Here is a 17,295-nt window from a genome sequence, read left to right on the forward strand (position 1 = left end):
ATATTAAAGGACAAGATTTGCTTCCAGGAAACAAACTCAAAATTTTAAACGATCCAATTTACGGATTTATTACTATACCTAATGAGCTCCTTTTTGATATCATGGAGCACAAATACTTTCAAAGACTAAGGCGTATTTCTCAAATGGGTTTGTCATACCTGGTTTATCCGGGTGCGCATCATACGCGTTTTCACCACGCTTTGGGTTGTCTTCACTTAATGCAAAAAGCCGTGAGGGTATTGAGGCTTAAAGGTGTAGAGATTTCTGCGGAAGAGGAGGAGGCCCTTCAAATTGCCATATTGCTTCATGATGTAGGCCACGGGCCTTTCTCTCATGCTATGGAGCACAGCATAGTTGAAGGGGTGAGCCATGAGACCATTTCTTTCCTTTTTATGGAAGAAATGAACCGGAAGTTTAACCAAAGATTAACTATGGCTATAGAAATTTTCCGCGGAAAATACCCCCGAAAGTTTCTTTGCCAGTTAATTTCGAGTCAAATGGACATGGATCGTCTCGATTACTTAAAGCGTGATAGCTTTTATACCGGGGTGGCCGAAGGGAACATCAATAGCGAGAGGCTTATTAGTATGCTCACTGTAGTAGATAATGAATTGATGGTAGAAGAAAAGGGGATCTATTCTATTGAAAAGTTTTTGCTTGCCCGCCGCCTCATGTACTGGCAGGTTTACCTGCACAAAACCGGTGTGGTGGCAGAGCAGCTTTTAATTAGGGTGCTTCAGCGTGCCAAAGAACTTGTTCAGTCTGGGCGCACTTTATTTGCGAGCACTGCGTTCACTTACTTTTTAAAACAACAAATTACGGCCGAAAGTTTTTCCGAAGAAACTTTACAAATCTTTGCGCGACTTGATGATTACGATATTCTTTCAGCTATGAAAGAATGGGCGAATGATGAAGATTTCGTGTTGAGCAGCTTATGTCAAATGATCATCAACAGGGATCTTTTAAAAATTAAGCTGAAGAAAAAACCTGTTTCAGAAGAAAAAGTAGAACGCCAGCTTCAAAAAGTGATCTCGCGGTTTGGTATAAGCAGGGAAGAGGCAAGCTACTTTGTGTTTAACGGAGACATAAGTAACCTCGCCTATAAAAGAGAAGATGAAAAAATTCATATCCTCTTTAAAAGTGGGAAAATAACCGATGTAATAAAGGCTTCAGACCATTTTAATCTCAAAGCACTTTCCAGGCCGGTGACCAAATTTTATATCTGTTATCCAAAACCAAAAGATTAACTCATTTTTTTTACTTTTGCCAGAATGAAGTTTACAGCAACTCAAATAGCAGGAATACTCGGGGGAGAGGTAGTAGGAGATCCCGGGGCCGAGGTTGACAGGCTTGCCAAAATTGAGGAAGGGACTGCCGGTTCCATCACATTTTTGGCTAATCCTAAATATACCTCTTTTATATATTCCACCAAAGCTACTATTACTATAGTAGGTGAAAATTTTCAGGCAGAAGATGATCTGTCTACTACCCTTATAAAGGTAAAAGATCCCTACACGGCGTTTTCAAAGCTTTTGGAATACTACAATCAGGTGAAACTGAACAAATCTGGGATAGAGCAGCCAAGTTTTATTTCTGAATCGGTTTCTTATGGGGAGAACCTTTATCTGGGTGCCTTCTCATATCTTGGAGAGCAGGTAAAAATTGGAAATAACGTCAAAATATTTCCCAACTCTTATATTGGGGATAATGTTCAGATTGGAGATAATGTTACGATCTTTTCGGGCGCTAAGGTTTATTCTGAAACCATAATAGGGAATAATTGTGTACTGCACGGCGGAGTAGTGATTGGTGCCGATGGTTTCGGCTTTTCACCAGATGCCGATGGTGTGTATTCAAAAGTGCCACAAATTGGTAACGTTATTATAGAAGATAATGTTGATATTGGTGCCGGTACCACCATAGACAGGGCTACTCTTGGATCTACCATAATAAGAAAAGGTGTGAAGCTGGATAATCAAATCCAGATCGCTCATAATGTTGAAGTAGGAGAGAATACAGCTATTGCCGCCCAGACTGGAATTGCCGGTTCATCCAAAATAGGTAAAAACTGCCTTATAGGAGGACAGGTTGGTATTGTGGGACATATTCACATTGGTAACGGAGTGAAAATTCAGGCTCAGTCAGGAATAGGTCGTAATATTAAAGATGGAGAAATGATTCAGGGCTCTCCTGCCATTGGCTATAGTGAATATAATAAAGCTTACGTACATTTTAAGAATTTACCCAAAATAGAAGACCGCTTAACCAAACTAGAAAAAAAACAATCAGATAATGGCTAAACAACGCACCATAAGTAAAGAAGTTTCTTTACAGGGAGTGGGGCTTCACACCGGTAATGAAGTCACTCTTACATTTAAACCGGCTCCAAACAATACCGGTTACTGTTTTGTAAGAACAGATATTGAAGGGAATCCTATGGTGGAAGCCGATGTTAACTATGTAGTCAACACCCAAAGAGGTACAAACCTTGAAAAAGATGGCGTTACTATTCAAACGTCAGAGCACGTACTTGCAGCCTGTGTTGGTCTTGAAATTGACAATATAATTATTGAGCTTAATGCTGCTGAACCTCCTATTATGGACGGGTCTTCAAAGTTCTTTGTAGAAGCGCTTCAGCAGGCAGGTATTGAAGAACAGGAGTGTGACAGGGAAGAATACGTGGTAACAGATGTTATTCGTTATCACGATGAAAAATCGGGCAGTGAAATCCTGGTGATGCCCGCCGATGAGTATCAGGTGACTACTATGGTAGATTTTGGTACAAAGGTTTTGGGTACACAAAATGCATCCATTCAAAAAATTTCAGATTTTAATACTGAAATTTCGAATGCTCGTACTTTTAGTTTCCTACATGAGATTGAAACGCTTTTGGAACACGGTCTCATAAAAGGGGGAGACCTTAATAATGCTATTGTTTATGTAGATAAGGAGCTTAGCCCCGATACTATGGATAAACTAAGGGTAGCCTTCAAAAAAGACAATATTGCAGTTAAACCCAACGGGATTCTTGATAACCTCACGCTACATTATCCAAACGAAGCAGCCAGGCATAAACTGCTGGATGTGATTGGAGATCTTGCTTTGGTGGGAACCCGCATTCGTGGAAAAGTAATTGCCAACAAGCCGGGTCATTATGTAAACACGCAGTTTGCTAAAAAACTTTCAAAGATCATTAAAGCTGAAAAGCGAAATAATGTACCAAAATATGATCTTGATAAGGAGCCTTTAATGGATGTTAATGAGATCATGAACATTCTGCCTCACCGGCCTCCTTTTATTTTGGTAGACAAGATCATTGAGTTGACCAGCGATACCGTAGTAGGTGTCAAAAATGTCACTATGAACGAACCTTTTTTTGTAGGACATTTCCCTGGGAAACCGGTAATGCCGGGTGTGCTTCAGGTAGAAGCTATGGCTCAAACCGGTGGTATACTTGCGCTTAAATCTGTGCCCGACCCCGAAAATTATCTTACCTTCTTTATGAAGATTGATAATGTCAAGTTTAAAAGACAGGTGGTGCCCGGGGATACACTAATTTTTAAATTGGAGCTACTGGCGCCAATAAGAAGAGGAATATGCCAAATGCAGGGATATGCTTATGCTAACGGCAAGCTCGTGACTGAAGCCATTTTAATGGCTCAAATTGTAAAACAAAAATAAAAACTATGAATCAACCCTTAGCATACGTTCATCCCGGAGCCAAGATTGCAAAAAATGTAGTGATTGAACCCTTTACCACTATACACAACAATGTGGTTATTGGAGAAGGCACCTGGATAGGATCGAATGTTACTATCATGGAAGGGGCGAGGATCGGAAAGAACTGTAATATTTTTCCCGGTGCCGTTATTTCTGCTGTTCCTCAGGACAAAAAATTTAATGACGAAGATACACTTACCGAAATTGGCGATAATACCACAATTAGGGAATGTGTGACCATTAACCGTGGAACTACCGACAGGATGAAGACCAAAATTGGTAAGAACTGCTGGATTATGGCCTATTGTCACATTGCGCACGATTGTGTGGTGGGTGACAACTGTATCTTTTCAAATAACAGTACCCTGGCAGGTCATATCAATGTAGGAGACTATGTAGTGCTTGCAGGTATGGCTGCTATTCAACAGTTTTGTAGTATTGGGAGTCACGCTTTTGTAACCGGTGGTTCTTTGGTGCGTAAGGATGTTCCTCCTTTTGTAAAAGCCGGAAGGGAACCTTTATCTTACGTAGGAGTGAATTCAATCGGACTAAGACGTCGTGGTTTTTCTACGGATAAGATCAGGGAAATCCAGGATATTTACAGGATTCTCTATCAGAAGAACTACAACAACACACAGGCTGTGGCCATCATTGAAGCTGAAATGGAAGCCACTTCCGAAAGAGATGATATTTTAGAGTTTATCAAGAATTCCCAACGCGGAATTATGAAAGGATATTTAAGTACAAATTAATAAGGCGCAAATATGGCAAGTACAAGTGATATTAGAAATGGATTGTGTATAAGATACAACCATGACATATTCAAAGTTGTAGAATTTCTTCACGTGAAGCCGGGAAAAGGTCCTGCTTTCGTTAGAACAAAATTGAAAAGTGTAACTACAGGAAAAGTTATTGATAACACCTTTTCTGCAGGTCACAAGATCGAAGACGTAAGGGTTGAAACTCATAAGTTTCAGTTCCTGTATAATGATGGCGAATTTTACCACTTCATGAACACTGAAGATTATACCCAGATTAGACTTACCGAAAACGCGCTTGATGCACCGGGACTTCTAAAAGAGGGAGAAGTGGTTACTATTCTAATTAATACCGAAGATCAAATGCCTCTATCTGTTGAGATGCCTGCAAGTGTGATTCTTGAGGTAACCCATACAGAACCGGGAGTTAAAGGGAATACAGCAACTAACGCCACCAAACCTGCTACAGTAGAAACAGGTGCCGAAGTGAACGTTCCTCTTTTTATCAACGAAGGTGATAAGATCAAGATAGAAACCGATAAAGGTACTTACAAGGAAAGAATTAAAGAATAGTGATTAGAGATCAGAAAATTTTAAATCTTACATCTAATATCTCATATCTAACATGAAGTTCCCGCAGCAACATACCCTCGAGCAGATCGCTACAATAATTTCTTCGGAATTTGTAGGTCCGGCCGATTTCCCTGTTTTGGGAATGAATGAGATTCATGTGGTGACTTCGGGAGATATTGTATTTGTAGATCATCCGAAGTATTATGACAAGGCACTGAATTCGGCAGCTACCATTATTCTTATCAACAAAGAAGTAGAATGTCCTGAAGGAAAAGCCTTATTAATTTCAGATGATCCTTTCAGGGATTTCAATAAACTCACCAGGTACTTTAAGCCTTTTGAAAAGGCTACTTCAAATGTGGCTTCTTCCGCAGAAATTGGAGAAGGAACGGTAGTGCAACCAACCGCTTTTGTGGGGAACAATGTAAAAATTGGTAAGAACTGTCTTATTCATGCTAACGTAAGTATTTACGATAACACAATAATTGGAGATAATGTTACCATTCATTCAGGTTCAGTTTTAGGAGGCGATGCCTTTTACTACAAGAAACGGCCCGAAGGTTATGACAAGTTGATCTCCGGAGGAAGAGTGGTGATCAAAGACAATGTAGATATTGGGGCTAATTGTACCATAGACAAAGGTGTGACCGGTGATACCACCATTGGTAAAGGAACCAAATTGGATAACCTTATCCAGGTGGGCCACGATACGGTCATTGGAGAAAATTGCCTTATTGCTTCGCAGGTAGGTATTGCAGGTGCAGTGGTTATTGAAGATGATGTGACTATATGGGGGCAGGCGGGATTCCGCAGTGGGATAGTGGTCAAAAAAGGTACTGTGGTAATGGGGCAGGCAGGGATTACAAAATCAACTAAAGAAAATACCGTATATTCGGGAAATCCGGCAATGGAGTCGCGCGAGTGGCTTAAAGAGTTGGCACTTTTGCGCCGATTGCCTAAATTGATGGACAAAATAAACGGTTGATTATGAGCTTAACACCTAAAGATTGCGTTGCCAAATTCTATTCTTCAGATTTTTACCGAAATCCTGATTCTGTAAAAGACTATTTACACCCCGAAGCACAGCTGTTTTGGAACAGTAGCGGCGGATTTCACAAGCTTGGCTATTCAGAAATTGCCGGCATGTCTAAAGAACTTTCTCAGTCTTTTGAACATCTGCGGGCCGATATAAGTCATTTGTTAAGCGATGGGGATACAGTTACCATTCGCTTCACTTATTATGTAAGAACTGTAGAGAACCCCGATGAAGAGCTGCCCATGGCACATTTTATATCTATTTGGGAATGTAAGGACGGGAAAATGTACAAAGGCCATCAAATAAGTCAGCAGGCCGATGACAGCCCTGAAAATCTGGATTCTTTCCTTCCAATTAATTAATAAAACCCTTTAGGTTTCTTTTATAAAAACCTAATTTTGCAACTGAAAAATCAAAAAATCAACTATGAGCGTTTTAGTCAATAAAGATTCAAAAATAATTGTACAAGGATTTACCGGAAGTGAAGGTACTTTTCACGCTGGTCAAATGATCGAGTACGGAACGAATGTGGTAGGTGGTGTAACTCCTGGTAAAGGAGGACAAAAACATCTTGAAAAGCCTGTTTTTAACACCGTTTCTGATGCTGTTAAAGAAACAGGAGCCGACGTTTCAATTATTTTTGTGCCACCGGCTTTTGCAGCCGATGCTATTATGGAAGCAGCAGACGCAGGTATCAAAGTGATTATTGCAATTACTGAAGGTATCCCTGTTGCCGATATGATTAAAGCTGCCGATTATATTAAAGATAAAGATTGTCGTCTTGTTGGTCCTAACTGTCCTGGAGTGATTACTCCCGGAGAAGCAAAGGTAGGTATAATGCCAGGTTTTGTCTTCAAAAAAGGAAAAGTTGGGATCGTTTCAAAATCCGGAACCCTTACCTATGAAGCAGCCGATCAGGTTGTGAAGCAGGGACTTGGTATTACTACTGCTATTGGGATTGGAGGAGATCCAATTATTGGTACCACTACCAAAGAGGCTGTTGAATTGTTGATGAACGACGATGAAACCGAATGTATCGTAATGATAGGTGAAATTGGAGGTCAGCTTGAAGCCGATGCAGCGAAGTGGGTGAAAGAAAATGGTAATAAGAAGCCAGTAATTGGATTTATCGCCGGTGAAACTGCACCAAAAGGTAGAACCATGGGGCATGCAGGAGCCATTGTTGGTGGAAGCGAAGATACAGCCCAGGCGAAAAAAGCCATTTTAAAGGAGAACGGAATTCACGTTGTTGATTCTCCTGCCGAAATTGGTAAAAAAGTAAAAGAAGTTCTGGGATAGTCAATATTCCGGGTCAAAAATAGTAAGAACCTCCGTGACTTGTCAAAAATGGCAGTTTTCGGAGGTTTTTCAGTCTTGACCGGTTCTTTTATTATATTTGAAAGAAATTAATCCACACCAGGAAAACAGATATTTTATCATGAAATTACTAGAAGGAAAAAATGCTATAATTACCGGTGCCAGTAGAGGTATTGGTAAAGGAATAGCCGAGGTTTTTGCGAAACACGGGGCAAATGTTGCCTTTACCTACAGCTCATCTGCTGAAGCTGCCAACCAGCTGGAAAAGGAACTTCAGGAACTCGGAATTAAAGCAAAAGGTTATAAATCTAATGCAGCCGATTTCAAAGAAGCTGAAGAACTTGTAAAAGATGTGCTTCAGGACTTCGGAAGTATAGATATTCTGGTCAATAATGCCGGTATTACCAAAGATAATCTCCTTATGCGAATGAGCGAAGAAGATTTTGATAAGGTAGTTGAGGTGAACCTGAAGTCGGTATTCAATATGACCAAAGCGGTGCAAAGAACCATGCTAAAGCAGCGCCAGGGAAGTATTATCAATATGAGTAGTGTGGTTGGCGTTAAAGGAAATGCCGGCCAGGCAAACTACGCCGCTTCAAAAGCCGGAATGATAGGCTTCTCCAAATCTATGGCCCTCGAACTTGGTTCCCGAAACATAAGGACCAATGTTATAGCTCCTGGTTTTATTGAAACTGAAATGACCGGAAAGCTCGATGAAAAGACTGTTGAAGGCTGGAGAGAGGCAATTCCGTTGAAAAGAGGCGGTACGCCCGAAGATATTGCCAATACCTGCGTTTTCCTTGCCAGTGACCTAAGTGCTTACATCACCGGGCAGGTGATCAACGTAGATGGAGGGATGCTGACGTAGATTTAATATTGAATTTTTTATATTTTATATAAAGGCTGCTTAAAAAGTGCATTTTAGTAAATGAACTTTTAAGCAGCCTTTTTCTCTTGGCATTATTTACGTACTTTTCTTTTTCTAATTTATTAAATGCCTGTTTCAACATTTTTACTTATTCTAAGCTCTTTTGTGCTGGCATTGATTGTGGCGCTGTTTCAGTATTTCTACAAGGCAAAAAAAAAGGGTTCCAAAAATGCCATTTTTGCCACCTTACGTTTTTTGGCAATATTCGCCCTTCTGGTATTACTTATCAATCCCAAAATTAGCAGTACCCGGTATTATACCCAAAAACCAGCTTTAGTGCTGGCTGTAGATAATTCTTCGTCTATTGAGGAATTTGGAGCAGGAGAAGAAGTGATAAATTTTGCTGAAGCCATCCGTCAGGATCAGCAATTGCAGGAAAATTTTGATATAAAGATGTTTTCCTTCGGAAGTGATCTTGAACAGCATGATTCCCTGAATTTTGAAGCCCCTCAAACTAACCTTCCTGCCGTTTTTAACCGTCTTACTTCACTTTACAAAGATCAGGTGGCACCTACAGTGCTTATTACAGATGGGAACCAGACCATAGGGGAAGAGTTTACCTTTGCAGCTGAACGTTACCGGCAACCTGTACTTCCAGTAGTGGTGGGGGATACTGTGAAATATCAGGATTTAAATATTTCCAGGATCAACATTAATAAATATGCCTTTTTGAACAATCGTTTTCCGGTGGAGATCATGCTGAATTATTCCGGGAATTCTTCCGTAGAAACAAAGCTGGAGATTTTAGAAGGGAATTCAGTGGTGTATTCAGAGCAGCTTTCATTTTCTTCCCAAAATAATTCCGAAGTAATAAGAGTTGAACTTCCCGCAGGGGCAGTGGGAGTTCATAATTACCTGGTGCGCCTCGAAAAACTTGATACCGAAAAGAACCTGCTCAACAATACCCGCGAATTTGCGGTAGAAGTCATTGATGAGCGTACAAAAGTGCTTATTGCCTATTCCGTTTTACATCCCGACCTGGGGGCGCTTCAAAATGCTATAGAAGCTAATCAGCAAAGGGAAGTAGAGCTTCAACCCATCACTCAGGTTTCAGATACCAAAGGTTATCAGCTTGTAATACTGTATCAACCCGATTCCAGGTTTAAGCCTATGATGGACGGACTTCAGGAACAAAATCAGAATTATTTTCTCATAACAGGACCAAAAACCGATTGGAATTTTCTTAATCGGCAGCAGGATATTTTTAAGCAGGAGCTTACAAACCAGTCCGAAGAATTTTTCCCGGTTTGGAATGAAAATTTTAAAGCCTTCCAGACAGAAGATATCGGGTTTTCTGATTTTCCGCCGCTTGAAGGCAGCTTCGGAGATTTTAATGCTCCCGAAAATCTGGACGTCTTACTTAGCAGGGAAGTACAGGGGGTGAATACCGGTACACCTTTGATGGGGGTGACCACAGCAGGAGATTCAAAAGTTGCATTTTTGTTTGGGGCAGATATTTGGCGCTGGCGAAGTGTGGTTTTTAGAGAAACCGGATCGTTTGAGAAATTCGATGACCTCATAGGTAAATTGGTGCAGTTCCTTGCTTCAAAAGACAGGCAGGACAGGTTACTGGTTCAATATGAACCGCTTTATCATGGCACCGAAGAAGTCATTATTGCAGCAGATTATTTTGATCAAAGTTATATTTTTGATCGGCGGGCAAGGCTTGAAATTCGGGTAGAAAATGCGGAAACAGGCAAACAGCGGCAAATTCCCTTATTGCTCAATGGCAGTTCTTACAAAGTAGATTTGAGCAGCCTGCCAGCAGGAGATTACAACTTCAGGGTAAGTGCGGCAGGTGAAGGTTTATCACGGTCGGGCAGTTTTAGGATACTCGATTTTGAAGTAGAAAAGCAATTTGGAAGAGCAAATGTAGAGGGGCTTCAGCAAATTGCAGATCAAAGAGGAGGGCAGGTTTATTTTCTGCAGGATTTTCAGCAGCTCAAGAACGATTTATTATCCAACGATTCTTACGCTACAGTCCAGAAAAGCCGTGAAAAGAACGTATCTTTGATTGACTGGAAATATTTACTGGGAATCATTGTTTTAGCCCTTGGTGCAGAGTGGTTCTTAAGAAAATATTACGGCCTTATTTAAATTCTTATTATTTATTAGTTATGGACAGATTGCCCAAAATTGGCCTGCCAATTCTCTTTGCAGGAATTATCTTAGTTATTCTAATTGCTAAATCTACAATCACTATAAATTCGGGAGAAGCAGGAGTGCTTTACCAGACTTTTGGTGGTGGTGTGGTGACAGATGAACCCCCACTTGGTGAAGGTTTTCACTTTGTAGCACCCTGGAACAAGGTTTTTGTTTATGAGGTGCGTCAACAATCTCTTGATGAAAAAATGCAGGTACTTTCTTCAAATGGTCTCGAAATAAAACTGGATGCCTCAATTTGGTTTGAGCCAGATTATGAAGATCTTGGATTGCTGCATAAAGAACGGGGTGAAGCTTACGTTCAAAGGGTATTGCAACCTGCGGTGCGATCTGCAGCACGGGCTGTAGTGGGTAGATATAATCCGGAGCAGCTTTACGCCAGTAAGAGAGAAGCTATACAACAGGAAATTTTTGAAGAAACTCAAAAACTACTTAAGGACCAATATGTGCAGGTAAACGAAGTATTAGTGCGTGATGTTTCTCTTCCTGCTACTATTAAAGAGGCTATTGAGCGAAAGCTACGCCAGGAACAGGAATCTCTTGAGTATGAGTTCCGATTGACAAAAGCCGAGCAGGAAGCCGAAAGACAGCGTATTGATGCCGAAGGTAAGGCTCGTGCCAACGAGATTCTTAATGCATCTTTAACTCCGTTAGTATTGCGTGAAAAAGGTATACAGGCTACTGTAGAACTGGCTAAATCGCCTAATGCAAAAGTAGTGGTAATTGGTTCGGGAGATGACGGGATGCCATTGATTTTAGGGGATAACTAAATTTTTTAAGAATTTCTTTCTGAAATTGAAATAAAAATATATTTTTGTCTCACACAATGAAAGCACAACAACTACATCATCATCATTCTCATTCATTCGCTCTTGCGAGGTGAGATTGATATGTGTATAATCCATATTTCAAAAACCCGTTTGAGCAGCTCAAACGGGTTTTTTTATTCCCCTTGGTCTGCCTGAACATAAAATCAACTAAAATGAACAGAATTAGAATTGCAGTACAAAAGTCGGGTAGATTACACGATGATTCCCTTAAGCTCTTAAAAGACGCCGGAATTTCTATTGACAACGGGAGAGAACAACTCAAGGCAACTTCAGGCAACTTTCCTCTCGAAGTGTTTTATTTGCGTAATGGAGACATTCCGCAATATCTACGGGATGGGGTGGTTGACGCTGCCATTATTGGCGAGAATGTACTTGTTGAAAAAGGGGAAGATATTATAGTGGCCGAAAAACTTGGTTTCTCAAAATGCCGGGTTTCCCTTGCCGTACCAAAGTCGGCTAAATATTCGGGTGTAGAAGATCTACAGGGCGCCAGGATCGCAACTTCATATCCTAACACGGTAAGAGATTACCTCTCAAAAAGGGGAATTACAGCCGATCTTCACATTATAAACGGTTCAGTTGAAATTGCTCCCAACATAGGTCTTGCCGATGCTATTTGTGATATTGTTTCCAGTGGGAGCACGCTCTTTAAAAACAACCTTAAAGAAGTAGAGGTAATGCTGAAAAGTGAAGCAGTTTTGGCAGTTTCTCCCGAAATTTCTTCAGAAAGAAAAGAGGTTCTTGAAAAGTTGCAGTTCAGGATAAAAGCAGTTTTACGCGCCCGTAGTTCGAAGTACATTCTTATGAATGTTCCAAATAGCAAATTAGACACTGTAGTTAAATTGCTTCCGGGAATGAGAAGTCCTACGGTACTGCCTTTAGCCGAAGAGGGCTGGAGTTCCCTGCACACAGTAATTTCAGAAGAAAGGTTCTGGGAAGTGATAGATGAGCTAAAGCAAAATGGTGCCGAGGGAATTCTTGTTGCACCCATCGAAAAAATGGTACTCTAAAATCTGAAAAAATGAAGAAATTTTTTAATCCGCAAAGACAGGAATGGGAAGCAATACTCGAGCGACCAACCAAAACTGTCGCAGATATTGAACAAATTGTCGAACAGATTTTCAGGGAAGTGAAAGCCGGAGGGGATGCAGCCGTTAAAAATTATTCCGAACTTTTTGACGGGTATAAATCTGATGCTTTTGAAGTTACTTCTGAAGAAATAAAGAAGGCATCAGCTGCAGTTTCCGAAGAACTTAAAACAGCTATAGATCTGGCCAAAGAAAATATACGGAAGTTTCATGCCGCCCAGAGGACAGCACCTGTTTCAGTTGAAACGGTATCCGGGGTAGCGTGCTGGCAGGAGAAGCGGCCTATCCAGAAAGTGGGATTGTATATACCGGGTGGTACAGCGCCTTTGTTTTCAACGATATTGATGCTTGCCGTACCTGCGCAAATTGCAGGCTGTAAAGAGGTGGTTCTTTGTACGCCGCCTGCAAAAGATGGTTCTTTGAACCCGGTGATCCTTTACACCGCTCAACTTTGCGGGATAAAAAAGATTTATAAAGTGGGAGGGATTCAGGCTGTTGCAGCCATGACCTTTGGCACACAGAGTATTGATAAGGTCTACAAGATCTTTGGCCCCGGAAACCAGTATGTTACCGTCGCTAAACAAATGGCTACCAAGTATAATGTGGCGATAGATATGCCTGCCGGGCCTTCAGAATTACTTGTGGTAGCCGATGCGTCTGCCGATGCAGCCTTTGTAGCTTCCGATTTACTCTCACAGGCCGAACACGGTGCCGATAGTCAGGTGGTGCTTGTTTCTCTTTCAAAAGCACTTCTGGAAGAGGTAGCTTCTGAAATTGAAAAGCAGCTCGAAGAACTTCCGCGGAAGGAGACTGCACAGGCAGCAATAGCCCACTCGAGGTTTATCTATATGAATTCTGAAGAAAAAGCACTCCAACTTATTGATGAGTATGCCCCAGAACATTTTATTATCTGTACCTCAAATCCCGATTTTTTTGTGGAAGGAATAAACAATGCAGGTTCTGTATTTATTGGAAACTATACGCCCGAAAGTGCCGGAGATTATGCTTCGGGCACAAATCATACGCTCCCAACCAATGGATATGCGAAACAGTACAGTGGCGTAAATCTGGACAGTTTCACCAAAGCCATTACTTTTCAGAAGATCTCTTCGGAAGGAATCCAGAAGATTGGGCCTTCCATCGAATTAATGGCAGAGGCTGAAGGTTTACAGGCACACAAAAATGCTGTGACTCTACGGTTGAACAAATTAAAAGCTCTGAACAATGAATAGCAGTTTTAACCTGGAAAAACTGGTGCGAGCAAATGTCCTGAAAATGAAACCTTATTCTTCAGCAAGGGACGAGTACAAAACTGACGGCCGAAAAATGACATTTTTGGATGCCAATGAAAATCCTTTTGAAAATGGCGTAAACCGTTATCCCGATCCGCAGCAGGGAAAGCTGAAGCAGCTGCTTGCCTCTCAAAAAGGTGTTTCTGTGGAAAAAATTTTGCTGGGGAATGGTAGTGACGAGGTGCTGGATCTTATCTTCAGGGCCTTTTGTCAGCCCCAGGTAGATAATGTGATCACCCTGCCACCAACTTACGGAATGTATAAGGTTTTGGCAGGCCTTAATGAAGTTGAAGACAGAGAGGTAGTTCTTAAAATCGACTTTCAACCCGATGTGGATGCTATTTTAAATAGAATTGATGCGCAAACTAAAATCATTTTCCTTTGCTCTCCGAACAATCCTACAGGAAATTCATTTTCTGAAACTTCAGTAGAAAAGATTCTTGAAAATTTTAATGGATTGGTGGTCATTGATGAAGCTTATATAGATTTTTCAGCCGAAAAAAGTTGGCTTCAGCGGTTAGAAGATTTTCCGAACCTGGTGATCACGCAAACCTTATCCAAAGCTTATGGCCTTGCCGGAATAAGGCTGGGGATCTGCTATGCTTCCGAAGAAATTATTGGAATACTAAATAAAATTAAGCCGCCTTACAATGTCAATGAACTAACGCAACAAAGAGCGTTGGAGCGGCTTTCAAAGCCCGAAGAGGTGAGCCGGGAGGTTGAGGCGATTCTTCAGGAGAGAGAGTTGTTGCGTACTAACCTCTCAAAAATGGCATTTGTGAAGGACATTTTTCCGTCAGACGCTAATTTTTTACTGGCCAGAGTAGATGATGCTGCCGGGAAATATGAGCAATTGCTCAAAGCCGGGGTGGTGGTGCGCAACCGCAGCAACCAGGAACTATGTGAGAACACCCTGAGGTTTACGGTGGGAACGCCCGAAGAGAACAGGGAATTAATTAAGAAATTAATGCAACTTGAAGCATGAAAAAAGTATTATTTATAGACCGCGACGGTACTATTGTTTTAGAACCCAATGATTTTCAATTGGACAATTTTGCCAAGCTGGAGTTTTATCCCGAAGCATTTCAATACCTCTCAAAAATAGCAAAAGAGCTGGATTATGAGCTGGTAATGGTTACAAATCAGGATGGTTTGGGTACAGATTCTTTTCCGGAAGATACTTTTTGGCCGGTTCAAAATTTTATTCTGAAGGCTTTTGAAAATGAAGGGGTGAAATTTTCAGAAATAGTGATTGATCGCACTTTTCCTGAAGATAAAGCGCCGACAAGAAAACCCGGTACTGGACTTTTAAAGGCCTATTTTGATACTGAAAAATACGACTTGGAAAACTCATTTGTTCTTGGTGATCGCCTAACAGATATGGAACTGGCAAAAAACCTCGGTGCAAAAGGGATTTTTATAACAGGTCATGAAGAATTGGGGAGCGGGGAAATTTCAGTTAAAAAGGAAGAGCTCCAAAAAGATATCCGGTTGGAAACGAATTCCTGGAGGGACATTTATGAGTTTTTAAAACTGGAAGCACGCACTGCGTCCATTAGCAGGAAAACCAATGAAACCGATATTTTTATCAAGCTAAACCTTGACGGCACCGGACAAAGCAACATAGACACCGGGATCAAATTCTTTGACCACATGCTCGACCAGATTTCGCGACATGGGCAAATGGATCTGGAAATTACTGTAAAAGGTGATCTTGAGGTAGATGAGCACCATACTATAGAAGACACGGCGATTGCTTTGGGTGAGGTCTTTTCGAAAGCTTTAGGTAATAAACTGGGCATCGAGCGATATGGTTTTGCGTTGCCAATGGATGACTGCCTGGCGCAGGTAGCGATTGACTTTGGAGGAAGAAACTGGCTGGTTTGGGAAACTGAATTTAAAAGAGAAATGATAGGGGCCATGCCTACGGAAATGTTTTATCATTTTTTCAAATCCTTTACCGATGGTGCAAAGGCAAACCTAAACATCAAAGCTGAAGGCACGAACGAACACCACAAAATTGAAGCTATTTTTAAGGCTTTTGCGAAAGCAATTAAAGTGGCGGTAAAAAGAGATCCCGATAAAATGATATTGCCGTCAACAAAGGGAATGCTTTAAGAGAGTATTGAGTAGTTAGTATTGAAAATTGAGAAAAATGAAAATTGTAATTATAGATTACGGGGCGGGTAATATTCAGAGTATAAAGTTTGCTCTTGAACGTCTGGGCTACACCGGAGTCTTGAGCAGCGATGCTGAAGAAATAAAGTCGGCAGATAAAGTCATTTTTCCCGGAGTGGGAGAGGCGAGTTCGGCCATGAAAAAACTGAAAAGCACAGGACTGGATACGTTGATTCCGCAGCTGAAGCAGCCGGTTTTGGGTATTTGCCTTGGCATGCAGTTGATGTGCAATCGTTCAGAAGAAGGTGACACTGAAGGTTTGGGGATCTTTGATGTGGATGTAATCCACTTCGAGAAAACCCTGAAGGTACCGCATATAGGCTGGAACCGGATAAAGGAGCTCAAAAGTGACATTTTTGAGGGGGTAGCAGAACAGGAGTTTGTTTATCTGGTACATAGCTTCTACGCTCCCGTTTGTTCTGAAACTATTGCCAAATGCGACTACGGAGTGAATTATTCTTCTGCACTACAAAAAGATAACTTTTACGGAGTACAATTTCACCCGGAAAAAAGTAGCGAAGCAGGGGAGAAAATTCTTGAAAACTTTTTAAAAATTTGAAGATTTGAAAATGTGAGAATTTGAAGATGAGGGCCTCTCGACTCCCGGCCGGCCAGCAGGCGGGCGCTCGAGGTGACACAGGTTTGTTCTCAATACTCACTACTAAATACTAACTACTATGAAAATAATACCTGCCATAGACATCATTGACGGGAAATGCGTAAGGCTTTCACAGGGTGATTACAATTCAAAAAAGATTTATAATGAGAATCCGTTGGAGGTGGCGAAGCAGTTTCAGGATCATGGGATTCAATATCTGCACCTCGTAGATTTAGATGGTGCCAAATCGAAACATATTGTAAATTATAAAGTTCTTGAACAAATTTCTTCGGGAACAAACCTGCAAATTGATTTTGGAGGCGGATTAAAATCTGATAAAGATCTTGAAATCGCCTTCAACAGCGGAGCTTCCCAAATCACTGGTGGAAGTATAGCCGTAAAGGATCGCGAGACATTTTTGTCCTGGTTGGAAAAGTACGGAAGCGAAAAGATTATTTTAGGGGCAGATGCAAAGGACGAAAAAGTGGCCGTAAGTGGTTGGCTGGAAGACTCGAAAGAAGATTTGCTGCCATTTATTCAGAAATATTCTGAAAATGGAGTGCAATATGTGATCTGTACCGACATTGCCAAAGATGGAATGTTACAGGGGCCTTCTTTTGAATTGTATCGAAAAATTTTGGATGAAATAAAAGACGTGAAATTGATCGCATCAGGAGGAATAGCGGAATTTGATGATCTTCCAAAGCTGCAGGAAATTGGGTGTGAAGGTGCTATTTTAGGAAAGGCGATCTATGAAAATAAGATCAGTCTAAAGCAACTGGAAGAATTCATTGGATAAAATTCCAAATTCCAA

17 protein-coding genes are annotated in these 17,295 nt (G+C 41.1%); all 17 read left to right on the forward strand.

Going from position 1 to position 17,295, the window contains the following annotated elements; all coding sequences use genetic code 11:
• Positions 1-17: 17 nt before the first annotated feature.
• The 17 genes from V5739_RS15185 (at position 18) to hisA (ending at position 17,280) form a co-directional block, all read left to right on the forward strand.
• The gene (locus V5739_RS15185; RefSeq protein WP_423818867.1) at positions 18-1,247 is read left to right on the forward strand and encodes an HD domain-containing protein; all 1,230 of its coding nucleotides are present in this window, start codon (positions 18-20) and stop codon (positions 1,245-1,247) included.
• A 24-nt stretch (positions 1,248-1,271) separates the two neighbouring features.
• Positions 1,272-2,300 (forward strand): UDP-3-O-(3-hydroxymyristoyl)glucosamine N-acyltransferase, encoded by a 1,029-nt coding sequence (gene lpxD, locus V5739_RS15190; RefSeq protein WP_423818868.1) that lies wholly within the window; start codon positions 1,272-1,274, stop codon positions 2,298-2,300.
• The gene (locus tag V5739_RS15195) at positions 2,293-3,681 is read left to right on the forward strand and encodes a bifunctional UDP-3-O-[3-hydroxymyristoyl] N-acetylglucosamine deacetylase/3-hydroxyacyl-ACP dehydratase (RefSeq protein ID WP_423818869.1); all 1,389 of its coding nucleotides are present in this window, start codon (positions 2,293-2,295) and stop codon (positions 3,679-3,681) included. The genes lpxD and V5739_RS15195 overlap by 8 nt, the downstream gene beginning before the upstream one ends.
• Before the next feature lie 5 nt (positions 3,682-3,686).
• Positions 3,687-4,472 (forward strand): acyl-ACP--UDP-N-acetylglucosamine O-acyltransferase, encoded by a 786-nt coding sequence (gene lpxA, locus V5739_RS15200; RefSeq protein ID WP_266068548.1) that lies wholly within the window; start codon positions 3,687-3,689, stop codon positions 4,470-4,472.
• A 12-nt stretch (positions 4,473-4,484) separates the two neighbouring features.
• Positions 4,485-5,051 carry an elongation factor P gene (efp, locus tag V5739_RS15205; RefSeq protein ID WP_266068549.1) on the forward strand — a complete coding sequence of 189 codons (567 nt, stop codon included), beginning with the start codon at positions 4,485-4,487 and terminating at the stop codon, positions 5,049-5,051.
• A 52-nt stretch (positions 5,052-5,103) separates the two neighbouring features.
• The gene (locus V5739_RS15210) at positions 5,104-6,036 is read left to right on the forward strand and encodes a UDP-3-O-(3-hydroxymyristoyl)glucosamine N-acyltransferase (RefSeq protein ID WP_423818870.1); all 933 of its coding nucleotides are present in this window, start codon (positions 5,104-5,106) and stop codon (positions 6,034-6,036) included.
• A gap of 2 nt (positions 6,037-6,038) precedes the next feature.
• On the forward strand, positions 6,039-6,449 hold the full coding sequence (locus tag V5739_RS15215) for a nuclear transport factor 2 family protein (RefSeq protein WP_423818871.1): 411 nt from the start codon (positions 6,039-6,041) through the stop codon (positions 6,447-6,449).
• A 64-nt stretch (positions 6,450-6,513) separates the two neighbouring features.
• Positions 6,514-7,386 (forward strand): succinate--CoA ligase subunit alpha, encoded by an 873-nt coding sequence (sucD, locus tag V5739_RS15220; RefSeq protein WP_266068552.1) that lies wholly within the window; start codon positions 6,514-6,516, stop codon positions 7,384-7,386.
• 139 nt (positions 7,387-7,525) lie between these two features.
• Entirely contained in the window at positions 7,526-8,272 is a 747-nt protein-coding gene (fabG, locus tag V5739_RS15225) for a 3-oxoacyl-[acyl-carrier-protein] reductase (protein ID WP_423818872.1), read from the forward strand.
• A gap of 126 nt (positions 8,273-8,398) precedes the next feature.
• Positions 8,399-10,429: a VWA domain-containing protein gene (locus tag V5739_RS15230; protein WP_423818873.1), complete on the forward strand. Its 2,031-nt coding sequence runs from the start codon at positions 8,399-8,401 to the stop codon at positions 10,427-10,429.
• 20 nt (positions 10,430-10,449) lie between these two features.
• Positions 10,450-11,265 carry a prohibitin family protein gene (locus tag V5739_RS15235; protein ID WP_266068555.1) on the forward strand — a complete coding sequence of 272 codons (816 nt, stop codon included), beginning with the start codon at positions 10,450-10,452 and terminating at the stop codon, positions 11,263-11,265.
• Positions 11,266-11,477: 212 nt separating this feature from the next.
• The gene (gene hisG / locus V5739_RS15240) at positions 11,478-12,335 is read left to right on the forward strand and encodes an ATP phosphoribosyltransferase (RefSeq protein ID WP_423818874.1); all 858 of its coding nucleotides are present in this window, start codon (positions 11,478-11,480) and stop codon (positions 12,333-12,335) included.
• 11 nt (positions 12,336-12,346) lie between these two features.
• The gene (hisD, locus tag V5739_RS15245) at positions 12,347-13,645 is read left to right on the forward strand and encodes a histidinol dehydrogenase (protein ID WP_423818875.1); all 1,299 of its coding nucleotides are present in this window, start codon (positions 12,347-12,349) and stop codon (positions 13,643-13,645) included.
• Positions 13,638-14,690: a histidinol-phosphate transaminase gene (gene hisC, locus V5739_RS15250; RefSeq protein WP_423818876.1), complete on the forward strand. Its 1,053-nt coding sequence runs from the start codon at positions 13,638-13,640 to the stop codon at positions 14,688-14,690. Before hisD ends, hisC begins: the two co-directional genes overlap by 8 nt.
• Positions 14,687-15,823, forward strand: a complete 1,137-nt coding sequence (hisB, locus tag V5739_RS15255) for a bifunctional histidinol-phosphatase/imidazoleglycerol-phosphate dehydratase HisB (RefSeq protein ID WP_423818877.1) — start codon at positions 14,687-14,689, stop codon at positions 15,821-15,823. The genes hisC and hisB overlap by 4 nt, the downstream gene beginning before the upstream one ends.
• A gap of 37 nt (positions 15,824-15,860) precedes the next feature.
• A complete protein-coding gene (gene hisH, locus V5739_RS15260; protein ID WP_423818878.1) occupies positions 15,861-16,442 on the forward strand; it encodes an imidazole glycerol phosphate synthase subunit HisH in 582 nt (193 codons plus the stop codon).
• Positions 16,443-16,560: 118 nt separating this feature from the next.
• Positions 16,561-17,280, forward strand: coding sequence for a 1-(5-phosphoribosyl)-5-[(5-phosphoribosylamino)methylideneamino]imidazole-4-carboxamide isomerase (gene hisA / locus V5739_RS15265; protein ID WP_423818879.1), 720 nt, complete (start codon positions 16,561-16,563; stop codon positions 17,278-17,280).
• Positions 17,281-17,295 lie beyond the last annotated feature (15 nt).

This window comes from Salinimicrobium sp. TIG7-5_MAKvit (assembly GCF_049569215.1).
In the GTDB taxonomy this organism is placed as follows: domain Bacteria; phylum Bacteroidota; class Bacteroidia; order Flavobacteriales; family Flavobacteriaceae; genus Salinimicrobium; species Salinimicrobium profundisediminis.